General features: G+C 64.4%; 6 protein-coding genes, 1 tRNA gene, 2 rRNA genes and 2 pseudogenes (1 of these 11 only partly in view). 7 read left to right on the forward strand and 4 right to left on the reverse strand.

The window, feature by feature from the left end:
• From KC8_RS16325 to KC8_RS16335, 3 genes are all read left to right on the forward strand, one after another.
• Window positions 1-1,012, forward strand: a 23S ribosomal RNA gene (locus tag KC8_RS16325) (it extends 1,778 nt beyond the left edge of the window).
• A gap of 109 nt (window positions 1,013-1,121) precedes the next feature.
• Window positions 1,122-1,236 (forward strand): 5S ribosomal RNA (gene rrf, locus KC8_RS16330).
• A gap of 97 nt (window positions 1,237-1,333) precedes the next feature.
• Window positions 1,334-1,410: transfer RNA gene (locus tag KC8_RS16335), tRNA-Met, on the forward strand.
• Between the two features lie 251 nt (window positions 1,411-1,661).
• Here KC8_RS16335 and KC8_RS16340 read toward each other — a convergent pair.
• Window positions 1,662-3,025, reverse strand: a protein-coding gene (locus tag KC8_RS16340) for an IS3 family transposase (protein WP_138956601.1) whose coding sequence is annotated in 2 segments (ribosomal slippage) — window positions 1,662-2,675 and window positions 2,678-3,025 — 1,362 coding nt in all. Because the reading frame shifts where the segments join, the coding sequence is not laid out codon by codon here.
• Between the two features lie 821 nt (window positions 3,026-3,846).
• On the opposite strand from KC8_RS16340, the pseudogene KC8_RS20670 reads away from it, so the two are divergent.
• The 3 genes and pseudogenes from KC8_RS20670 to KC8_RS20130 form a co-directional block, all read left to right on the forward strand.
• Window positions 3,847-4,689 (forward strand): annotated as a pseudogene (locus tag KC8_RS20670) (autotransporter-associated beta strand repeat-containing protein); the annotation flags it as partial.
• A 95-nt stretch (window positions 4,690-4,784) separates the two neighbouring features.
• A pseudogene (locus KC8_RS20675) lies at window positions 4,785-5,039 on the forward strand (autotransporter-associated beta strand repeat-containing protein); the annotation flags it as partial.
• The gene (locus KC8_RS20130; protein WP_443026360.1) at window positions 4,990-10,671 is read left to right on the forward strand and encodes an autotransporter domain-containing protein; all 5,682 of its coding nucleotides are present in this window, start codon (window positions 4,990-4,992) and stop codon (window positions 10,669-10,671) included. The pseudogene KC8_RS20675 and the gene KC8_RS20130, both read left to right, overlap by 50 nt.
• 196 nt (window positions 10,672-10,867) lie before the next feature.
• Here the strand turns inward: KC8_RS20130 and KC8_RS16350 are convergent, their stop codons facing one another.
• From KC8_RS16350 to KC8_RS16360, 3 genes are read right to left on the reverse strand one after another with little or no spacing between them, the layout of a single operon-like run.
• Window positions 10,868-14,119 carry an error-prone DNA polymerase gene (locus KC8_RS16350; protein WP_010125660.1) on the reverse strand — a complete coding sequence of 1,084 codons (3,252 nt, stop codon included), beginning with the start codon at window positions 14,117-14,119 and terminating at the stop codon, window positions 10,868-10,870.
• A complete protein-coding gene (locus KC8_RS16355) occupies window positions 14,116-15,675 on the reverse strand; it encodes a Y-family DNA polymerase (RefSeq protein WP_010125662.1) in 1,560 nt (519 codons plus the stop codon). Before KC8_RS16355 ends, KC8_RS16350 begins: the two co-directional genes overlap by 4 nt.
• On the reverse strand, window positions 15,584-16,378 hold the full coding sequence (locus KC8_RS16360; RefSeq protein WP_010125664.1) for an ImuA family protein: 795 nt from the start codon (window positions 16,376-16,378) through the stop codon (window positions 15,584-15,586). The genes KC8_RS16355 and KC8_RS16360 overlap by 92 nt, the downstream gene beginning before the upstream one ends.
• Window positions 16,379-16,716: 338 nt before the next feature.
• Here KC8_RS16360 and KC8_RS16365 point away from each other — a divergent pair, with 338 nt between their 5' ends.
• Entirely contained in the window at window positions 16,717-19,782 is a 3,066-nt protein-coding gene (locus KC8_RS16365) for an autotransporter outer membrane beta-barrel domain-containing protein (RefSeq protein WP_010125666.1), read from the forward strand.
• Window positions 19,783-19,845 lie beyond the last annotated feature (63 nt).

Here is a 19,845-nt window from a genome sequence, read left to right on the forward strand (position 1 = left end):
GTGCAAGCTCCGAAATGAAGCCCAGGTAAACGGCGGCCGTAACTATAACGGTCCTAAGGTAGCGAAATTCCTTGTCGGGTAAGTTCCGACCTGCACGAATGGCGTAACGACTTCCCCACTGTCTCCAGTACATGCTCAGCGAAATTGAATTCTCCGTGAAGATGCGGAGTACCCGCGGTTAGACGGAAAGACCCCGTGCACCTTTACTGCAGCTTCAGAGTGGCATTAGGAAAGAACTGTGTAGCATAGGTGGGAGGCTTTGAAGCATTGGCGCCAGCCGATGTGGAGCCATAGGTGAAATACCACCCTGTTGTTTTCTGATGTCTAACCTCGAACCATGAAACTGGTTCAGGGACCCTCTGTGGCGGGTAGTTTGACTGGGGCGGTCGCCTCCTAAAGAGTAACGGAGGCGCGCGAAGGTTGGCTCAGGCCGGTTGGAAACCGGCTGTTAGAGTGCAATGGCATAAGCCAGCCTGACTGCGAGACTGACAAGTCGAGCAGAGACGAAAGTCGGTCATAGTGATCCGGTGGTCCCTCGTGGAAGGGCCATCGCTCAACGGATAAAAGGTACGCCGGGGATAACAGGCTGATAACCCCCAAGAGCTCATATCGACGGGGTTGTTTGGCACCTCGATGTCGGCTCATCACATCCTGGGGCTGGAGCAGGTCCCAAGGGTTTGGCTGTTCGCCAATTAAAGTGGTACGTGAGCTGGGTTCAGAACGTCGCGAGACAGTTTGGTCCCTATCTGCCGTGGGCGTCGATATTTGAGAGGAGTTGACCCTAGTACGAGAGGACCGGGTTGAACGTACCTCTGGTGGACCTGTCGTTCTGCCAAGAGCGCAGCAGGGTAGCTATGTACGGACGGGATAACCGCTGAAAGCATCTAAGCGGGAAGCCTCCCTCGAGATAAGATATCATAGAGCCGTCGAAGACCACGACGTTGATAGATCGGATGTGGAAGTGGAGTAATCCATGGAGCTAACCGATACTAATTGCTCTATTCGCGCTTTGAGAGTCCCACCATCAATGACAGCACTGAGCCTGTCATCTGATGCGGATGATCATCAGCAACAGTAAGCTTGCACGATTTCTAGAACATCCCGCTGCGCCCGCTCCATAGCTTGGTGACCATAGCGTCTGTGACCCACCCGATCCCATCCCGAACTCGGCCGTGAAACCAGACAGCGCCGATGGTACTATTGCTTAAGTAATGGAAGAGTAGGTCGTCGCCAGGCTTTGAAGCCGGCGCAGCATGGATGTTCCCGAACCCATTTACATGTCTCTCCCTTGCGGAGAACCCGGCCGCCACACAAAGGCGGCCGTTCGTGTTGGCGCGGGGTGGAGCAGCCCGGTAGCTCGTCAGGCTCATAACCTGAAGGTCACAGGTTCAAATCCTGTCCCCGCAACCAACACCCACAACCTCACAATATGCCACAGCGCCTCGGATCCGTCCGCAGGCGCTTTTTGTGTCTGCGCCGCCAAGGACCGCGGGACAATCCCGCTATCGGTCAGAGGCCTGCCCAGAACCCGCCCGCGCAATCGCCCGCAGATCCTGCGCCCGGTCAACCGGCTAAAATGATCCAGCATGTCCGTCGTCGAAACATTTGGCACAGATCGCGGCGTAAAATAGCGGAGTGCGGGCCTCGTCTGGGGTTTGATGTTAGGCGGCGAGCTTGCGGTGCTGCAAGCGTCGATATTCGATCGTCTGTCGCTTGATCCTTTCGCGTTGTTTGAGGATGGCCGCAGCCCTGCCGAAGTAGGCGTCGACGGGTGTCACGTTGGCCAGGCTCTCATGGTAACGTCGGTGGTTGTAGTGTTCGACGAAGGCCTCGATCTGGGCCTCGAGGTCGCCGGGCAGGAAGTAGTTTTCCAGCAGGATGCGGTTCTTCAAGGTCTGGTGCCAGCGCTCGATCTTGCCCTGGGTCTGCGGATGGCATGGGGCACCACGCACATGGCTCATCTTGTTGGCCTGGATGTACTCGGCCAGTTCACCGGCGATATAGCTGGGGCCGTTGTCGCTGAGCAGCCGCGGCTTGTGCAGCACCGTGGCATGATCGCAGCCGGAAGCCGCTAGGGCGAGGTCGAGCGTGTCGATGACGTCCTCGGCGCGCATGTTGGTGCACAGCTTCCAGGCAATGATGTAGCGCGAGAAGTCGTCGAGCACGGTCGAGAGGTACATCCAGCCCCACCCGATGATCTTGAAGTAGGTGAAGTCTGTCTGCCACATCTCGTTTGGCCGGGTGGTCTTCGTGTGGAACTGGTCGGCGGCCTTGATCACGGTGTAGGCCGGACTGGTGATCAGGTCGTGCGCTTTCAAGAGGCGGTAAACCGTGGCTTCCGACACAAAGTAACGCTTCTCGTCGGTGAAGCGCACCGCCAGTTCGCGAGGGGAAAGCTCGGTTGCATCAAGCGCCATCTCGACGATCTGCGCGCGGATATCCTCGGTGATGCGGTTCCACACCCGGCTCGGCGCCGAGGGGCGATCCTCCAGCGCCTCCGGCCCGCCCTCGAGATAGCGGTCGTACCAGCGGTAGAACGTCCGGCGGGGAATGCCGAGTTTGTCCAGCGTGCGCTTGGCCGGCAGGTGCGACTGCTCGACGATCCGGATGATCTCCAGCTTCTCGGATGCGGGATAGCTCATTCGTCGTCGCCCCCATCCGCAATCATGCTTTTTTTCAGAAGACGGTTCTCGAGCGTCAGGTCGGCCACGCATTCCTTCAGGGCACGGGCTTCGCGGCGCAGGTCCTGAACCTCGCCCGTCGTTGCACTGCGGGCGGTGTCACCGGCAAGACGGCGCTTGCCGGCTTCCATGAACTCCTTCGACCAGGTGTAGTAGAGGCTCTGGGCAATGCCTTCGAGCCGGCACAGCTCGGCGATGCTGTCCTCGCCGCGCAGTCCGTCAAGCACGATGCGGATCTTGTCTTCGGCTGAGAAATGCCGCCGCGTCTGTCGGCGAATGTCTTTCACCACGGCTTCGGCAGAGGCCTTCGTCGGCGATTTTCGCAAGGAGGGTTTGGGCTTCATCTGCGTTCCTTCGTCACTACGACGAAGCCCAAACCCTCCTTAAATCTCAACCCCTAATCTGTGCCATGGGTGCTGACGCCGGACAATCCAGCAGTCACACCTCATGCTCGTCGCCTTCAGGCGCGAACTTGTGCGTCTTCTTGCTCCTATCGGCTCCCCTTACCCAGAAGTTGGGGTCTCCGGCAGACCCGGGCGGGTTCAAGGCGATTGAAGACGGCGATGCGGATTGAGCAAAAATTAAGAATAAGCGTCTATAAATAAACAAAATCATTCTACTTCGCTTTGCCTCTCGCCGCCGCGTGCAGGGGGAACACGAAAAATGACTGACTGAGCATCACGGGGCCCCGAGGTACATCCGGGCCGCGTGATCGGGATTGATATTTAGGGGAATACCGGTGACGCATCTTCGTCTTCGTCGCAATCACGCTGGCCGCACATCTGCGACGATGCTGCTCCGCTCCACCGCGCTCGTGCTGGTCTCGTTCAGCCTTGCCACGTCCGCGCTGGCAAATGGCGGAGCTGGCGGTGGTGTACCTGCTGAGGGGCAATCGGGCGGCAGCGGCGGGGTCGATAACCCCATCGGGGTTGGTGGTAACGGCAGTTCAGGGTCTAGCAGTAGCTATCACTTCGGCGGCGGCGGCGGCGGCGGCGCGGGTGAGACAGTTGGCGGTGCGGGTGGCGGAGGCCACAGCAACGGTGCTTTTGGTTCATCCAGCGGAAGCGGCGGAAGCGGCGGTGTTCATGGCCTCGTCAATACAGGTCTTCCGGTCGCGGCGGCGGCCGGCACAAATGGAGGCGCCGGGGGCCATGGCAATGGTGGAATGGTCAACGATGGTGCCGGCGGCGGCGGCGGCGGCGCTGGTGGTTACGGTGCCGTCATCACAGGGGCCAATGTCTCCGGCGCTATTGCCAGCACTATCACGGGCGGCCATGGCGGCGCGGGTGGAAATGGGGCCGGACGGAGTGTCTGGCCCGGCCAGGGCGGCTCGGGCGGCTCGGGCGGCATCGGCCTGCTTTTCACCGATGACAGCCAGCTCAAGGCGCTCACCATTGACGCGGCAATTCAGGGCGGCGATGGCGGCGCGGCGGGCGGCGGCGGCGGCGCATCACATGGAGCGGGCGGCGTCGGCATCTATGGCGGCAATCTGGATATCACCCTTGGCGCCGGCGGCGCGATCGCGGGCGGATTTGCCGGCGGGCAAACGGGCAACGAAGCTGCGCGCGGCAATGCGATCACCTTCACCGGCGGCAGCAACAGGCTGGCTTTCGACAGCGCAGCCCCCGATATCCGCGGCGCTATCGCGATTGACGGCGGAACGCTGACCCTCGACCATAGCGGCAATGCCACCCTGTCCAACCAGATCACGGGCATCGGCGCACTTACCAAGGTTGGCACGAACACCCTCACCCTTACCGGCGCGAACACTTTTTCCGGTGTCACGACGATCAGCGCGGGAACGCTGCAAATCGGCAATGGCGGCACAACCGGAAGCATTACCGGCAATATCGTCAACAACGCCGGGCTCGCCTTCAATCGCAGCGACGCGTCAAGCTATGGCGGCGCCATCACCGGCAGCGGCACGCTCACCAAGGCCGGTGCAGGTGCGCTGGTCCTCACTGGCGCGAACAACTTTGGCGGCGGCACCACCATTTCCGGCGGCACGCTGCAGATCGGGGCTGGCGGCACGACGGGCAGCATTGCGGGCAACATCATCAACAATGCCGCACTGATCCTTCAACCGCAGCGACGACATGATCTATGGCGGCGCCATCACCGGCAGCGGCGCGCCTCACCAAATCCGGCGCAGGTGCGCTGGTCCTCACTGGCGCGAACAACTTTAGCGGCGGTACCACCATCTCTGACGGCGCGCTGCAGATCGGCGGCGGCGGCACGACAGGCAGCATCGCCGGGGACATTACCAACCATGGCTGGCTCGCCTTCTTTCGCAGCAACGCCATCGCCTATGGCGGCGATATCTCCGGCACCGGCGCGCTATCCAAATCCGGCGCGGGCACCCTCACCCTCACCGGGCACGAACACCTATGCCGGCGGCACGTTCATCTCCGGTGGCACGCTGCAGATCGGCGATGGCGGCACGACGGGCAGCATCGTGGGGGACATCACCAACAATGCCGGGCTGGCCTTCAATCGCAGCGACAGCATCGTCTATGGCGACGCCATCACCGGCAGCGGCACGCTCATCAAGAGCGGCGCGGGCGCGCTCACTCTCACCGGTGCGAACAGCCATGGCGGCGGCACCACCATTTCCGGCGGCACGCTGCAGATCGGCAATGGCGGAACGACCGGCAGCATTGCGGGCAATATCACCAACAATGCCGGGCTGGCCTTCAATCGCAGCGACAGCATCGTCTATGGCGGTAACATCTCCGGCACCGGCGCGCTCGCCAAGGCCGGCGCGGGGACTCTCACCCTCACCGGCACCAATAACTATTCGGGCGCGACGACGATCACGGGTGGCACATTGGCGGTCCATGACGGTTCGTTGGGCAGCGGCGCCGTCTCGATCAGCGCCGCCGCAACACTCGCCTTCGACAATAGCGGCACGTCGACCGTCGCTGGCGCGATCTCCGGCATCGGCACGCTCACAAAATCTGGCGCGGGCACCCTCATCCTCACCGGCAACGGCACCTTTGCCGGTACGACGACCATCAATGGCGGCACGCTCAGCGTCAACGGGGCGCTGGGTAACACCGCCGTCACGGTCAATACCGGCGCCACGCTTGGCGGATCGGGCAGCATCGGCGGCGCGGTCAGCATCCTGAGCGGCGCAACGCTCTCCGCCGGCAACAGCCCGGGCACCCTGAATGTCGGCGCGCTCACGCTGAATGCAGGATCGACCTCGGTCTTCGAACTCAATGGCCCGGGTGTCGCCGGCGGCACAGGCGCAGGCGGCAACGATCTCGTCAACGTCACGAATGATCTCACGCTTGGCGGCACGCTCAAAGCACAGGCCGGGGCCGCGGGCTATTATCGCCTGTTCAACTATGGCGGCGCGCTTGCGGGCGGCTTCGCCACGGTTGATACCGCCGGAAGCAGCTTTGCGGTCGATCAGGCGCGGATCGAGACATTCATTCCCGGTCAGGTGAACATCGCCATCCTCGGCGCGGGGCAGACCATGCAGTTCTGGGATGGGGTAGACGCCACCGGCAACGGCACCGTCGATGGCGGCACCGGCATCTGGAACGGCACCGGCACGAACTGGACCGGCCAGCCGGGTCAGGCAGGGATCAACACCCAGTGGGGCGGATCGGTCGGCATCTTCGGCGGCACGGCGGGCGGCACTGTCACCGTGCAGGGCACGCAGGCGTTCGATACGCTGCAATTCTCCACCAACGGCTACCTCCTGACCGGCGGTGTGCTGCGCTTCGATCCGGCCACGGGCAGCGCCGCGACAGTCCAGGTCGATAACAGCATTTCCGCAACCATCGCCTCCGAACTGATCGATGGCACCAGCGCCACCGCGCTGACCAAAACCGGCGCGGGCAGGCTGATCCTCACCGGTGCGAACACCTATACCGGCGGCACCACCATTTCCGGCGGCACGCTGCAGATCGGTGACGGTGGCACAACGGGCAGCATTGCGGGCGACATCGTCAACAATGCCACCCTGGTCTTCAATCGTTCCAATTCGATCCTCTATGGGGAATCCCTCACTGGTTCGGGAGCTTTGGTGAAATCGGGCGCGGGTTCACTGACCCTGACGGGCAGCGCCACCCATAGCGGGGGCACCACCGTATCCGACGGTACTCTGGTGATCGGCAGCGGCGGAACGAACGGAAGCATTTCCGGCAACATCGTCAACAATGCCGATATCCTCATCAATCGTTCCGGCATGTTCAGCTATGCCGGCGCGATGACGGGCACCGGCGCGCTCACCCTGATGGGCAGCGGGGATACGATCTTCACGGGCCACAGCGCGATTGACGGCGCCACCGTCGTCCGCCGCGGTACGCTGATGATCGCCGATGGCGGCACCTTCTCCAATTACCGCGGCAATATCGATAATTTCTATTCCGACAGTGCCGCAGCGCTCGTCACCGGCGCGGGATCGACCTGGACAAACACCTTCGGCCTCGAGATCGGCCGGGGCGATCAGGGCGCGCTCACCATTTCCAATGGCGGCACGGTCACCGTGGGCGATACGGCGTCAATCGGTGTCTCGAACGGCAGCAACGGCGCGGTCCTCGTCAACGGCACCGGTTCCAGCTGGCGTGTCGACAACCTCCTTTACGTCGGTGAGAACGGCACGGGCGCGCTCACCATTTCCGGTGGCGGCGCCGTTTCCACGGCTTCCACCGTCCTCGGCAACGCGGCCAGCGCATCGGGCACCGTAACCGTGACGGGCGCCGGATCGGCATGGACGAACAGCGGCGTCCTCACCGTGGGCAATCAGGGTGCGGGAACGCTCAATATCGGTGCAGCCGCTGGTGAACTCGCCAATATCGCGGGCACGGTTTCCGCAAGCTCGATCAATTTGGCGAACGGCATCAACAGCCGGATCAACTTCAACCATGTCGGTAACGGTTATGTCTTCGCCTCGCCGATCACGGGCACCGGCAGCGTCCATCAACTCAGCGGCACGACGATCTTCACCGGCACCAACAGCTATACCGGCGGCACCACCATCACCGGCGGCACGCTGCAGATCGGCAATGGTGGCACCACGGGCACGCTCACGGGCAATGTCACCAACAACGGCACGCTGGCCTTCAACCGCACCGATGCCGCAACTTTCGGTGGCGCGCTTTCGGGCACCGGCGCGCTCCATCAATATGGTTCGGCCCGCCTGACGCTGACCGGTGATAGCGCGGGCTTTGCCGGGGCCACCACCGTGCACGTTGGCACATTGCGCGTCGATGGTGCGCTCGGCGGCAGCCTCGCGATCGGCAACGGCGCATCGCTCGAAGGTGCGGGCCATGTGGGCGCCGTGGATATCTCCGGTTCCGGGACGCTGGTCGGCCGCGCGGGCGACACGCTCGGCATCGACAGCCTTGTGCTCGGCAGCGATGCCAACGTCGTCGTGCAATTGGGCACGCCTTCGGCCAATGCGTTGTTCGACGTGACCGGCGACCTCGTGCTCGACGGCACGCTCAACATCAGCGATGCTGGCGGCTTTGGCGCGGGCGTCTACCGCCTGTTCGATTATGGCGGCACGCTCACCGACAATGGACTCGCACTGGGCGCCCTGCCTTCGGGCATCGCGGCGGACGACCTGGTGATCCAGACCGCGGCGCCAGGCCGGGTCAACCTCGTCTCCTCGGCTGGCGCTGACCTGTTGTTCTGGGACGGTACGAACACCGCGCTCCATGACAATGGCGTGGTCGATGGTGGTGCGGGCATCTGGACCGCCACCGGCCGCATGTGGACGGGCGCCGAAGGCGCGGTCAACGGCGCGATCAGGCCCAATCCGGGCTTTGCCGTCTTCCAGGGCAATGGCGGCGCGGTCACGCTTGACGACAGCGCGGGCGCGCTGTCGGTCACCGGAATGCAGTTCGCCTCCGACGGCTACAGCCTTGTGGGCGATGCCCTCGCGCTCGCCGGCAGCGGCGGCCGCACGGTAATTCGCGTCGGTGACGCTTCAGCCGCAGGCGCCGGTATCACCACGACGATCGGCTCGGTGCTCACCGGCGCGGGCGATCTGGTCAAGGCTGATCGCGGCACGCTCATCCTCACCGGCGCCAACAGCTATAGCGGCAACACCTTCGTCGAAGGCGGCACGCTCATCGGCAACACCACCGCGATCCGCGGCAACATCGCGAATGCGGGCACGGTCATCTTCGACCAGGCAGGCGATGCGCGCTTTGCCGGCAGCATCGCCGGATCGGGCGGCGTCGACGGCACGATGATCAAGCGCGGCGCGGGCAGCCTCACGCTCACCGGCACCTCTTCGCTCGACTGGTCGATCAAGGAAGGCTCGCTCGTCACCAGCACGCAGGCCTTCACCGGTGATGCCGCGATTGCAGCGGGGGCCACGCTGGTCTTCAATCAGGCCGATGCGGGCAGCTACGCCGGCAGCCTCAGCGGCGCAGGCACGCTCGCGATCGACGGCGGCCACCGGCTCGAACTGACCGGCAACAATGCGGCCTTCACCGGGCTGTTCGATGTGCGCGGCGGCCGGCTGATCGCCAATGGTGCGCTCGGCGGCACCACCCGCATCGGCGAAGGCGGCTTTATCGGCGGCAATGGCACGCTGGGCCACATGGTCGTGGGCGCGGGCGGCATCGCATCGCCGGGCAATTCGATCGGCACGCTCACCGTCAATGGCGATATCACCTTTGAGGCTGGCTCGACCTATGCGGTCGAGGTCGATGCGGCGGGTGACGCCAGCGACCGCATCACCGCCACCGGCCGCGCGATCCTGAATGGCGGCACCGTCACGCATATCGGCTTCGACGGCAATTATCGGCGCGATGTGGCCTACACGATCCTCACCGCCGATGGCGGCGTTACCGGCCAGTTCGCGGGCGCCAGCTCGGATTATGCCTTTCTCGACGCCCTGCTCGGCTATTCTGCCAATGCCGTGACGCTGACGCTGCGGCGCAACGACATCGACTTCGCAACCATCGGCCGCAACGGCAACCAGCGCTCCGTCGCAAACGCGGTGCAGGCGCTCGATTCGGGGAACCCGCTGTTCGACGCGGTCGTCATGCTCGGCGCCGATCAGGCGCGCACCGCGTTCGATAGCCTTTCGGGCGAGGTCCACGCCTCGCTCCAGTCGGTGCTGGTCGAGGACAGCCGTTTCATTCGTTCGGCCGCGCTCGATCGAATGCGGCTTGCCGGCGCTGCGGCGGATGGCGATCGCGGCGTCGCCTGGTGGATGCAGGGCATCGGCAACCGGGGCCGTCTGGACGGCAACGGCAATGCGCACCGGATCAGGCATGATGCCGCGGGCGTGCTGATGGGCGTCGATGCGATCGCCGCTGAAAAACTCCAATTCGGTCTCTATGGCGGCTGGCAAAAGGGCGATGTGGCCGTCCGCGCGGTTAGTTCCGAGGCGGAGGTCGACAGCTATCATCTCGGCCTCTACGCGGGCGCCGATACCGGCCGTTTCAGCATCCTGACGGGTTTCGCCTTTGGCTGGCACGATGCCGATACCACCCGGCGGATCAGCTTCACCGGCCTCAGTGAAACCGCCAGGGCCAGCCGCCGTGCATCGACCGCGCAGGGGTTTGCGGAGATCGGCTATCGCTTCGATCTCGCGGGCACCGCAATCGAGCCCTTCGCCAATATCGCACATGTCTCGCTCGACAGCGAAGCAACGCGCGAGCGCGGCGATACCGCGGCCCTTCGCCTCGCGCACATGTCGATGAACACGAGCTTCACGACGCTCGGCGCGCGCCTCGGTCAGTCGTTCAGCCTCGGCGGCATGCAGGCCGATCTGCGCGCCGTCGCCGGCTGGCGCCACGCCTTTGGCGATCGCACCCCCGAAGCCCGGCTCGCCTTCACCAATAGTGATTTCTTCAAGGTCGGCGGCACGCCGGTCGCAAAGAATGCGCTCTCGGCCGATATCGGCCTCAGCCTCGCCCTGTCCAAGCGCGCCCGCGTCGATATTGCCTATGCCGGCGACGTCGCAGCGAGCACCCAGAACCACAGCACAAAGGCAACTTTCTCGCTGGCGTTCTGACTAGTCGAAGCCCGGCCAGCGGCCGGGCTTCACCGCGCGGAGATCGCCATCGCGGGCATCCAGGCGGTCATCCCGGCTAAACGGGAGCGCCGCACTCCCGCACTGCTGTGGATGCCCTTTGTTCACGATGCATAGCCTGCGTCTTGGGTTCAATCTGAGTGCATCGGCGCGAGTGTCGCTGGCGCCGATAGCCTCCTTAATGAAAATCCCGCGATTTTGGCAGGATGCGGATATTGCGCGGATGGCCGTCGCCGCGCGGGATTTGCGGGTGCGTCACCTCGTCGGCATGGGCCAGTTTCGGGCAGACGGGCGCGCCTTTGGACAGGCCATCGAGCATTGCGGTGCCATCGCGGATGCGCGTGGCCATCAGGTGGATCACGCCTTCCTTGCTGCGCTGGAGTTCGCCTTCGACGAGCATCAGCCGCGCGGTCATCACCGCGCGGCGATAGCGTTCGAAATTGCGTTCCCAGAGCAAGACGTTGGTGATCCCGCTTTCGTCCTCGAGGGTGATGAAGATCGCGTTGCCCTTGCCGGGGCGCTGGCGGATGAGGACGATGCCGGCGGTGCGGACGATCACGCCATTGGGTGCGGCGGCCGTCTCGGCGCAGCTCAGCACGCCTTGGCGGGCGAAAACATCGCGCAGGAACGCCATCGGGTGGCCCTTCAGCGATAGCCGGGTCATCTGGTAATCGGTGAGGACTTGTTCGACGAGCGGCATGTGGGGGAGGGCGGCGTCCGGTTCCGGGGCCAGTTCTGGGGCCTTCGCAGCGGCGAACAGTGGCAATGTTCCCTGCGGCGTGCGCCGGGCTTCCCACAAAGCGTCGCGTCGCCCAAGGCCGATCGAACCGCAGGCATCGGCATCGGCGAGCAACTGAAGCGCGCGCGACGGCAGCCCCGCGCGCTGGGCGAGTTGCTCGACCTGCGTGAACCCCGTGCCGTGCGCAGCGACGAGCTTGTCCGCCCAGCCTTCGCGGAACCCATCAATCTGACGGAAGCCCAGCCGCAGCGCGAGCGTGCCATCGGCGCGGCGCTCAAGGCTGTTGTCCCAGCCGCTCGCATTAATATCCGCGCCGCGCACCTCGACGCCATGTTCGCGGGCATCGCGGACGAGTTGCGCGGGCGCATAAAAGCCCATGGGTTGAGCGTTGAGCAGCGCGCAGACGAACACCGCCGGATGATGGCATTTGATCCAGGCCGAGACATAAACGAGCTTGGCGAACGACTGGGCATGGCTTTCAGGGAAACCATAGCTGCCAAAGCCCTCGATCTGTTTGAAGCAGCGTGCGGCAAAATCGGGCTCATAGCCGCGCCGGACCATGCCGCCGACCAGCTTCTCGCGATATTCATGGATCGTGCCGGCATTGCGGAAGGTTGCCATCGCCCGGCGCAGGCCGTTGGCCTCATCGGGGGTGAAACTGGCGGCGACGATCGCGAGCTTCATCGCCTGTTCCTGGAACAAAGGCACGCCGAAGGTCTTGCCGAGCACGTCCTTCAGTTCATCGGCAGGATAGCCCGGCCCAGGCGACGGCAGGGTCGCCGGCTCCTCAAGATTGCGGCGCCGCAAATAGGGATGGACCATATCGCCTTCGATCGGCCCCGGCCGCACGATCGCGACCTGGATGACGAGATCGTAAAGCTCCCTCGGGCGCAGCCGTGGCAGCATGTTGATCTGCGCGCGGCTTTCGACCTGGAACACGCCGATGCTGTCGCCCTTGCACAGCATATCGTACACCGCCGGGTCTTCCTTGGGCACGCTGTCGAGCGTGTAATCGCCAAGCCCTTCGGCGCGCATCAGATCGAAGCTCTTGCGGATGCAGGTGAGCATGCCGAGCGCCAGCACATCGACCTTCATTAGCCCCAGCGCGTCGATATCGTCCTTGTCCCATTCGATGAAGGTGCGGTCCGCCATCGCCGCATTGTGGATCGGCACGGTCTTATCAAGCCGATCTTCGGTGAGGACGAAGCCACCGACATGCTGCGACAAGTGGCGCGGAAATTCGAGAAGTTGGGTTACGATCGCCTGCAACCGCGCGATTTCGGGATTGGCGAGGTCAAGCCCGGCTTCGGCGAAGCGGGCTTCGGGCACGTCGCTGGCATAACTGCCCCAACTGGTATGGGCGAGCCGCGCGGTCACATCTTCCGATAGCCCAAGCGCCTTGCCCACCTCGCGAATGGTGCTGCGCGAGCGGTAATGGATCACCGTGGCGGCAATCCCTGCGCGCTCGCGGCCATAGCGGCGATAGACATATTGCATTACCTCTTCGCGCCGCTCATGTTCAAAATCCACGTCGATATCGGGCGGTTCGCCACGCTTTTCGGACAGGAAGCGGGTGAACAGCAGATTATTCTCGATCGGATCGATCGCGGTGATGCCGAGCAGGTAACAGACCAGCGAATTGGCCGCAGAGCCGCGCCCCTGACACAGGATCGGCGGCTTCTGCGCTCGCGCGAAGACCACGATGTCGTGGACCGTCAGGAAATAGCAGGCAAAGCCGCATGTGCGGATGAGGCCGAATTCCTCGTCGAGCACCGCCCGCCAGCGGGGCGGCAGCCCGTCTGGATGCCGCTTGTCCGCCGCCTCCATCACCAGATGTTCCAACCAGCCCTGCGGCGTCCAGCCTTCGGGCACGGGTTCATGCGGATAATCATAGGCCAGGTCGTCGAGCGTGAACTGAACCCGGGCGAGCAAGGCCGTGGCTTCGGCCAGCGCCTCGGGGCAGTCCTTGAACAGCCGAGCCATTTCCGCCGGTGCCTTCAGATGCCGTTCGGCATTGGCGGCGAGCACGCGTCCCGCCGTGCGAATGGTCACGCCTTCGCGGATGCAGGTGGCGATATCGTGCAACTGACGCTGTTCGGGGCTGGCATAGAGCGCATCATTGGTCGCGATCAGCGGAATACCGGTCCGCACGCTAAGATGCATGCGCTGGGCCAGCGTTCGCCGATCGCGCCCGCCGCGCGGCATGCTCGCGGCCAGCCACACCGCGCCCGGTGCCTCGCGCGCCAGCCGGCGCAGGATGAATTCATGGCTATCATCCGCCATCACGATCAGCAGCAGATCGGTGCAATGGGCGAGCAGATCATCGAACCGCAGGATGCAATCGCCCTTTTCGGCGCGGCGGTTGCCCAAGGTCAGCAACCGGGTCAACCGCCCCCAGCCAAAGCGTGTGGCCGGATAAGCGATGATATCGGGCGTGCCATCGGCAAAGACGAGCCGCGCGCCGACGATTAGCCGGAAGTTGAGTTCCGCCATCATCCCGCGACGGGCAGCGGGCGTCTTGCCCAGCGTTACCCAGGCGCGCACCACGCCCGCGACGCTGTTGCGATCGGCAATCCCGATCCCGGCCATGCCAAGCTCGATCGCCCGCGCCACCATGTCCGCCGGGTGCGATGCCCCGCGTAGAAAGGAATAATTGGTCGCGGCGACCAGTTCGGCAAAGGGCTGGCTCATGCGAACAGCCCGTGGAGATACCAGCCGGGATCAGGCTTTTCGTCGTACAGCCCATGGCGGAAGATCCAGAAGCGTCGCCCGCGGACATCCTCGATCCTATAATAATCGCGGGTTAGGCCCGGCCTATCGGCGGCTCCATCGCGCCTGCGCCACCATTCGGTGGCGATCCGTTCGGGGCCTTCGAACCGGCGCACCTCGTGGAGCGTGCGGCGCCAGCGGAAGCGATGTGGCGGGCCATCGGGCACCTCGGCGATCACCTCGATCGGCTGGGGCGGATCGAACAGGTGGAGCGGGCGCATCGGTGGGTCACCGGGATCGGAAAGGGGCCAGGTGGAGGCGGGAGCGCTCGCGTCGATCGCGGGCAGGGCAAGTTGCGCCTGTTCGGGGATATGCGTGTCGCGCGGCACGAACCGGCGCACGCGATCGCGTCCCAGCCGGGTGCTCAGCCGATCGACCAGCGCGGCCAGTTGCGCCTCGTTGGCAGCGCCCCCTTCCAGCTTGAGCTGGGCGGCCGCCAGCGGTTCGATCACCGGCACTGCCAGTCGGATCAGATCGAAGCCGAACCCCGGATCGATCGGATCGCGCAAAGTCTCGATCCGCTCGCGAAACAGCCGCATCGCGCGCTTGGGATCGCGCGTGGGCTGGCTCGTCTCGATCGCCAGCATGCGGGTCAGGCCATCGCTGCGGAAGAAGGTTGCCTCGAACCGACGCCCGCCGCATTTGCGCTCCTCAAGCTGGTGGCCCACTTCGGCGGCGATCTCGCCGAGGATGCGCAGTGCATAGTCGGTGCTGGCGATCGGTTCGGCAAAGCGGCGTTCGGCGAGGACCAGCGGTGGCGTACGGCGCGGCGCGATCGGCCGATCGACCTCGCCGAGCAACTGGCGCAGGGCATCGACCGCATCGCCGCCAAACCGCGCCGCGATTGTCGCCATCGGCCGGGTGGCGAGATCACCGATGCTTTTGAGGCCGGCACGCACCAGCCCCTGCGTCGCATCGGGCGTAAGGCCGAGTGCCGCAACGGGCAGCCGCCGGATCGCCGAGGCTTCGTCGGCCGCAGGAAGCGCCTGATAGCGCGCTAGCGCGTGTGCCGCCGTTGGCGTGGCGGCGGTTGCATGCCGTAGGGCCATGCCCAACGCCGCGCAGCGCGCCTCGATATCGGCAATGAGTGCGGCTTCCCCGTCAAAGAGATGAGCGCAGCCTACAATGTCGAGGATCAGCCCGTCGGGCGGGTCGATTGCCACCAGCGGCGTATAACGCGCGCAGCCATCGGCGATCCGTTCCAGCCAATCCTGATCGGCATGGTCGTCGCGCTCGAAGACGAGCAGATCGGGCACGCGGGCGCGGGCATCGGCGAGCGTGATCCCCAGGGCCAGCCCCAACGTCTGCGCGCGCCGGTCGACCGCCGACAGCCGGAGCGCGCCTTTTACCTTTTCGACAAAGCCAAGCGGTGCATCCGGTTGGGCCTCAAGCGCTGCGGCGCAAATCTGCGGCGGGCGCCGCCGCAGCCGATCCGTAGGCAGGAAGGGGAACCACAGCGCCAGGTAACGCCGGCTCACGAAAGATGCATTGGTCACGGTCCCACTCCACGCGCCAGCGCATGCCCGATGGGCCTGCCCGCCGACGCAGCAATTCGATGTCAAACAGCGCCGGACCGGGCGCATCGGCTTCAAGCGCAACAGATGGCGCGGCCTGCACCGCCCAGCGCGTATCGGCGGCACTCGCTACGGGGTTGGCATTGATCCGCAACAGGATCACCGTCACCCCGGATTGTTCGGCCGCGAGCACCAATCTGCGACTTGCGGTGAGATCGAGCGCCGGGAATTTGCCCCAACATTCAACGACCACCGCGCCCAGTCCAACGCAAGCCGCCGCATCCGCCGCACTCTGAAGCAGCGCGCGCGGATCGGGCGCGAGTGCGAGCAGCAAGGCATCGGGATCACCCCCCAATTCTGCAAAACCGGCCGCATGAAAACGCCCGCCGCATCGCTCAGCGTCATCAGTCCGCAACCACAGGATCGCAGCCGCCCGATGCCGAGTCCGCAGCGCGAGCATCGCGGCAAACCCTGCGGCACTCGCCCCATCATCGCGCTCACACGCGAACAACTCATGCAGCCGCCCCTGCACCAGCCCGCCATCAAGGGCGGCATCCAACGCAGCATGCCCGCTGGCAAAGCGCTGTTCGCGCAAGGGGCGCTCCGCCCCGACAACAGCGGCGACACGCCGCCGTAGCAGGGCGAGATGATCGAACGACTCTCTCATAAAATGTTCCCTATATGTTCTGATTATGTCGGGTGTCAGCTCCGTGTCAAGCGAGGCGGGGACTGAGCGCAGCCCTATGGGAACCGGACTGTCCGCGCTTGAACATGGCGTCCAGCGACCGACGTTGCCGGCGCTGTGCAGCGCCCCGGCGCGCTCGCGCTGGCGCCAATCGGGCCCCGACGCGGCGACCAGAAGCGACGCAGATTGTTGGCTTCAGGGGGTGAGGAAAAAATATGGAATTAATATATTGGAAGTGAATTGTTTCCGCTCTGTTAACTGATTTCGGACGAAAGCCCCGCACGGGGGTATTTGGGACCCCCGGGCAAAGGGGTCTTTTCGTGCATTCCAAGAAAATCGGCAAAATCTTTGCGTCGGTCCTTGCCGCCACGCTGGCGTCCACTTCGGCTCTTGCGGTATCGGCAGACAAGACAGCCGTCGTGATCGGCGGTTATGCCACGGATGGATTGAAGGTCCGGCTTGAGACTGCGGGCTATGCTGTGACGCTCGCTGCGCAGCCGACCGGTGTGCTTTCCAGCCTCGGTGATTTTGATCAGGTCTGGGACCTGCGTTTCATGGATGCGCTCAGTGTTGAAGACAATGGCGCCTATCTTTCCTATCTTCAGAACGCTGGCGGCCTGTTCCTGATCGGCGAGCATGCCGGCTTTGCGGACCGCAATAATTCGCTGGTCAGTTTCATCACGGCCGCAGGTGGTGGTGATGTCACTTACGCGCCAAATTCGATCGAGACCCAATATGTCACCTCGCCGTTCAATGGCGATGCTGTCGTGGTGGCGGACAGCTCCACGCCGGTGATCGTCCCGTCCGCAGGCACGGTGGCGACGCCGGGTAACGGCGTGTTCATCACGACGTCCGGGCCGGATGGCACGGGTGTCGGCACCGGCGTGGCCTTCGGTGCAGGCTCGCTGACCAACGCGCTCGACGGCCGCCTGCTCACTTACTTCGACGTCGACACCTTTTCGTCGGGAACTATCAATAACAATGCTGCCGTTCGTGCGCTTGTCGATCGCATGATCAGTTTCGTCGCGGGTGATTTCCAGGCCGATCCCGATCTGGGCGGATCGGGTATCATCGATACCAGCAAGGGCGAATTCACGCTGGCCGACGCTGCCGCGCAGGGCGAAGCCGTCACCTTTGATGGCGGCACGCTCAGCATGACCGGCGGCGCTTCGCCGGACGTGATTCTCAGCAACCCGATTGCGATCCAGGATGGCGGCGCGTTCATCAACACGGCCGGCGTGGCGAGCACGCTGAGCGGTGTCATCAGCGGCGATGGCGGCCTGATCGTGCAGGGGCAGGGCACGCTCGTGCTGACGGGCGCGAACAACTATGCCGGTGGAACGGTCATTGCCGGCGATTCCACGGTGCGGGTGTCGGATGGCGGCGCGCTGGGCATCGGCGGGCTGAACCTGATGGGCGGCACGCTGGCGGCGGGAGCCGACTTCGCGCTGGGCACCAACATCCAGCTTGCAGGCGGTGTGGCCAATGCGATCGATACCGCCGGCCATGATGTCGTGCTCAACGGTGCGGTGAGTGGTGCGGGCGGCCTGATCGTTCAGGGTGGTGGCACGCTAACCCTTGCAGGAGCAAACAACCATGCCGGCGGCGTCGGCATCACCGGCGATTCCACGGTGCGGGTGTCGGACGGCGGTGCACTTGGCGGCGGCGCGCTTGTCCTGTCGGGCGGCACGCTGGCGGCGGATGCCGGCTTCGCGACCGGCGCGAATGTCCAGCTTTTGAACGCAACCGGCAATCTGATCGACACCAACGGCCACACCGTGGAACTGACGGGGGCGATCAGCGGCGCCGGTGGCCTGATCAAGACTGGCGATGGCCGACTGAACCTGACGGGCGTGAACGATTATAGCGGTGACACGCAGGTGAATGGCGGGCGGCTGGCGATGAACGGCACGGCTGTCAATTCCAGCTTCACGGTCAATGCCGGCGGCTCCATCGGCGGTAACGGCACTGTCGGCGCACTAGTCGTCAGCAACGGCGCGACGGCGGCCCCAGGCAATTCAATCGGCCAGTTGACGGCCGCTACGACCGTGCTGTTCGAGGCCGGATCGACCTATGAGGTCGAAATCGACGCGACTGGTGCAAGCGACCGGCTGGTTGCGAGCGAGACCGTGACGATCGATGGCGGTACCGTGCAGGTTCTGGCAGCGGCCGGCGATTATGCTCCGCGCACCAGTTACGCGATCATCGTGGCGGGCGATGGCGTGACCGGCACGTTCGATGCCGTAACGAGCGACCTTGCTTTCCTCACACCTGCGCTGATCTACGCCAGCAACGGCGTGGTGCTGACGATGACCCGCAACGACGTGCGCTTTGCCGATGTCGGCGTAACCTTCAATCAACGCAGCACGGCAGCAGCCGTGGATGGCGCCTTCAATGCGACCAGCGCGCTTTACAACGAACTGGTCGGCATGAATGCCGCTGAAGCCCGCCGGGCATTCGACGCCCTGTCGGGCGAAGCCCACGCATCGGCGCTGAGCTTTGCGGCTGCCGATGCCGACAATGTCCGCCGCACTCTCATCGGGCGTTTCGATGGTCCGGCCGGCACCGGCACCGAGATGTGGACGACGGTCACCGGCAGCTGGAATGATATCGACGGCAACGGTAATTCGGCAGCGGTCAGCGGCAACGGGCAGGGTTTCCTGGCCGGCGTGGAAACCGATCTCGCCAGCTTCCGTGTCGGCGTGGCGGGCGGCTATACCGACGGCGATGCCCGTATCCGGGCGCGCGGCGCACAGGCGGACGTGCGCAATCTTCATGTGGGCGTCTATGGCGGGGGCGCGTTCGGCAAACTGCGCGTCCGGGCAGGGGCCGTCCACACAGCGATCGACGTGCGCGCCGATCGCCAGGTCAATGTCGTCGCGCTTTCGGAAACGCTCAAGGCGAAATATGATGGCCAGGCGGCGCAGGCCTTTGCGGAACTGGGCTATGCCATGCCGCTGGGCAACGGCATGATCGAGCCGTTCGCCGGCATCAATGCGTTGTGGCTGAAGAACGAGGCCTTCACCGAAACGGGCGGTACGCTGGCGTTGGAAGGTGCGGAGCGGACGCGTGACACGATATGGTCGAATCTCGGCTTCAAGGCGTCCTTCGCGCTCGGTGCCAATTCACCGCTGACCGCGCAGGTAAAGGGTGTCTGGCAGCACGCGCTGACCGATCGGGCGACGGATAGCCGTCTGGCTTTCGCCAATGGCGGTCCTTCTTTCCTGGTCCATGGCGCACCGCTGGCGCGAGACGCGGCGGCGGTGGACGCCAGCCTGCGTTGGCAGGTGGCGGATCGCGTGCAGGTCGGCGTCGGCTATGCGGGTACGATCGCCGATCAGGGCGAGAGCCAGTCCGTCAGGTTGACCCTGGGCGTTCGCCTCTGAGCGTTCCGGGCTTGAACCAATGACATGGGGGCCGTTTCACATCATGTGAGACGGCCCTTTTGG

Source organism: Sphingomonas sp. KC8 (assembly GCF_002151445.1).
In the GTDB taxonomy this organism is placed as follows: domain Bacteria; phylum Pseudomonadota; class Alphaproteobacteria; order Sphingomonadales; family Sphingomonadaceae; genus Sphingomonas_E.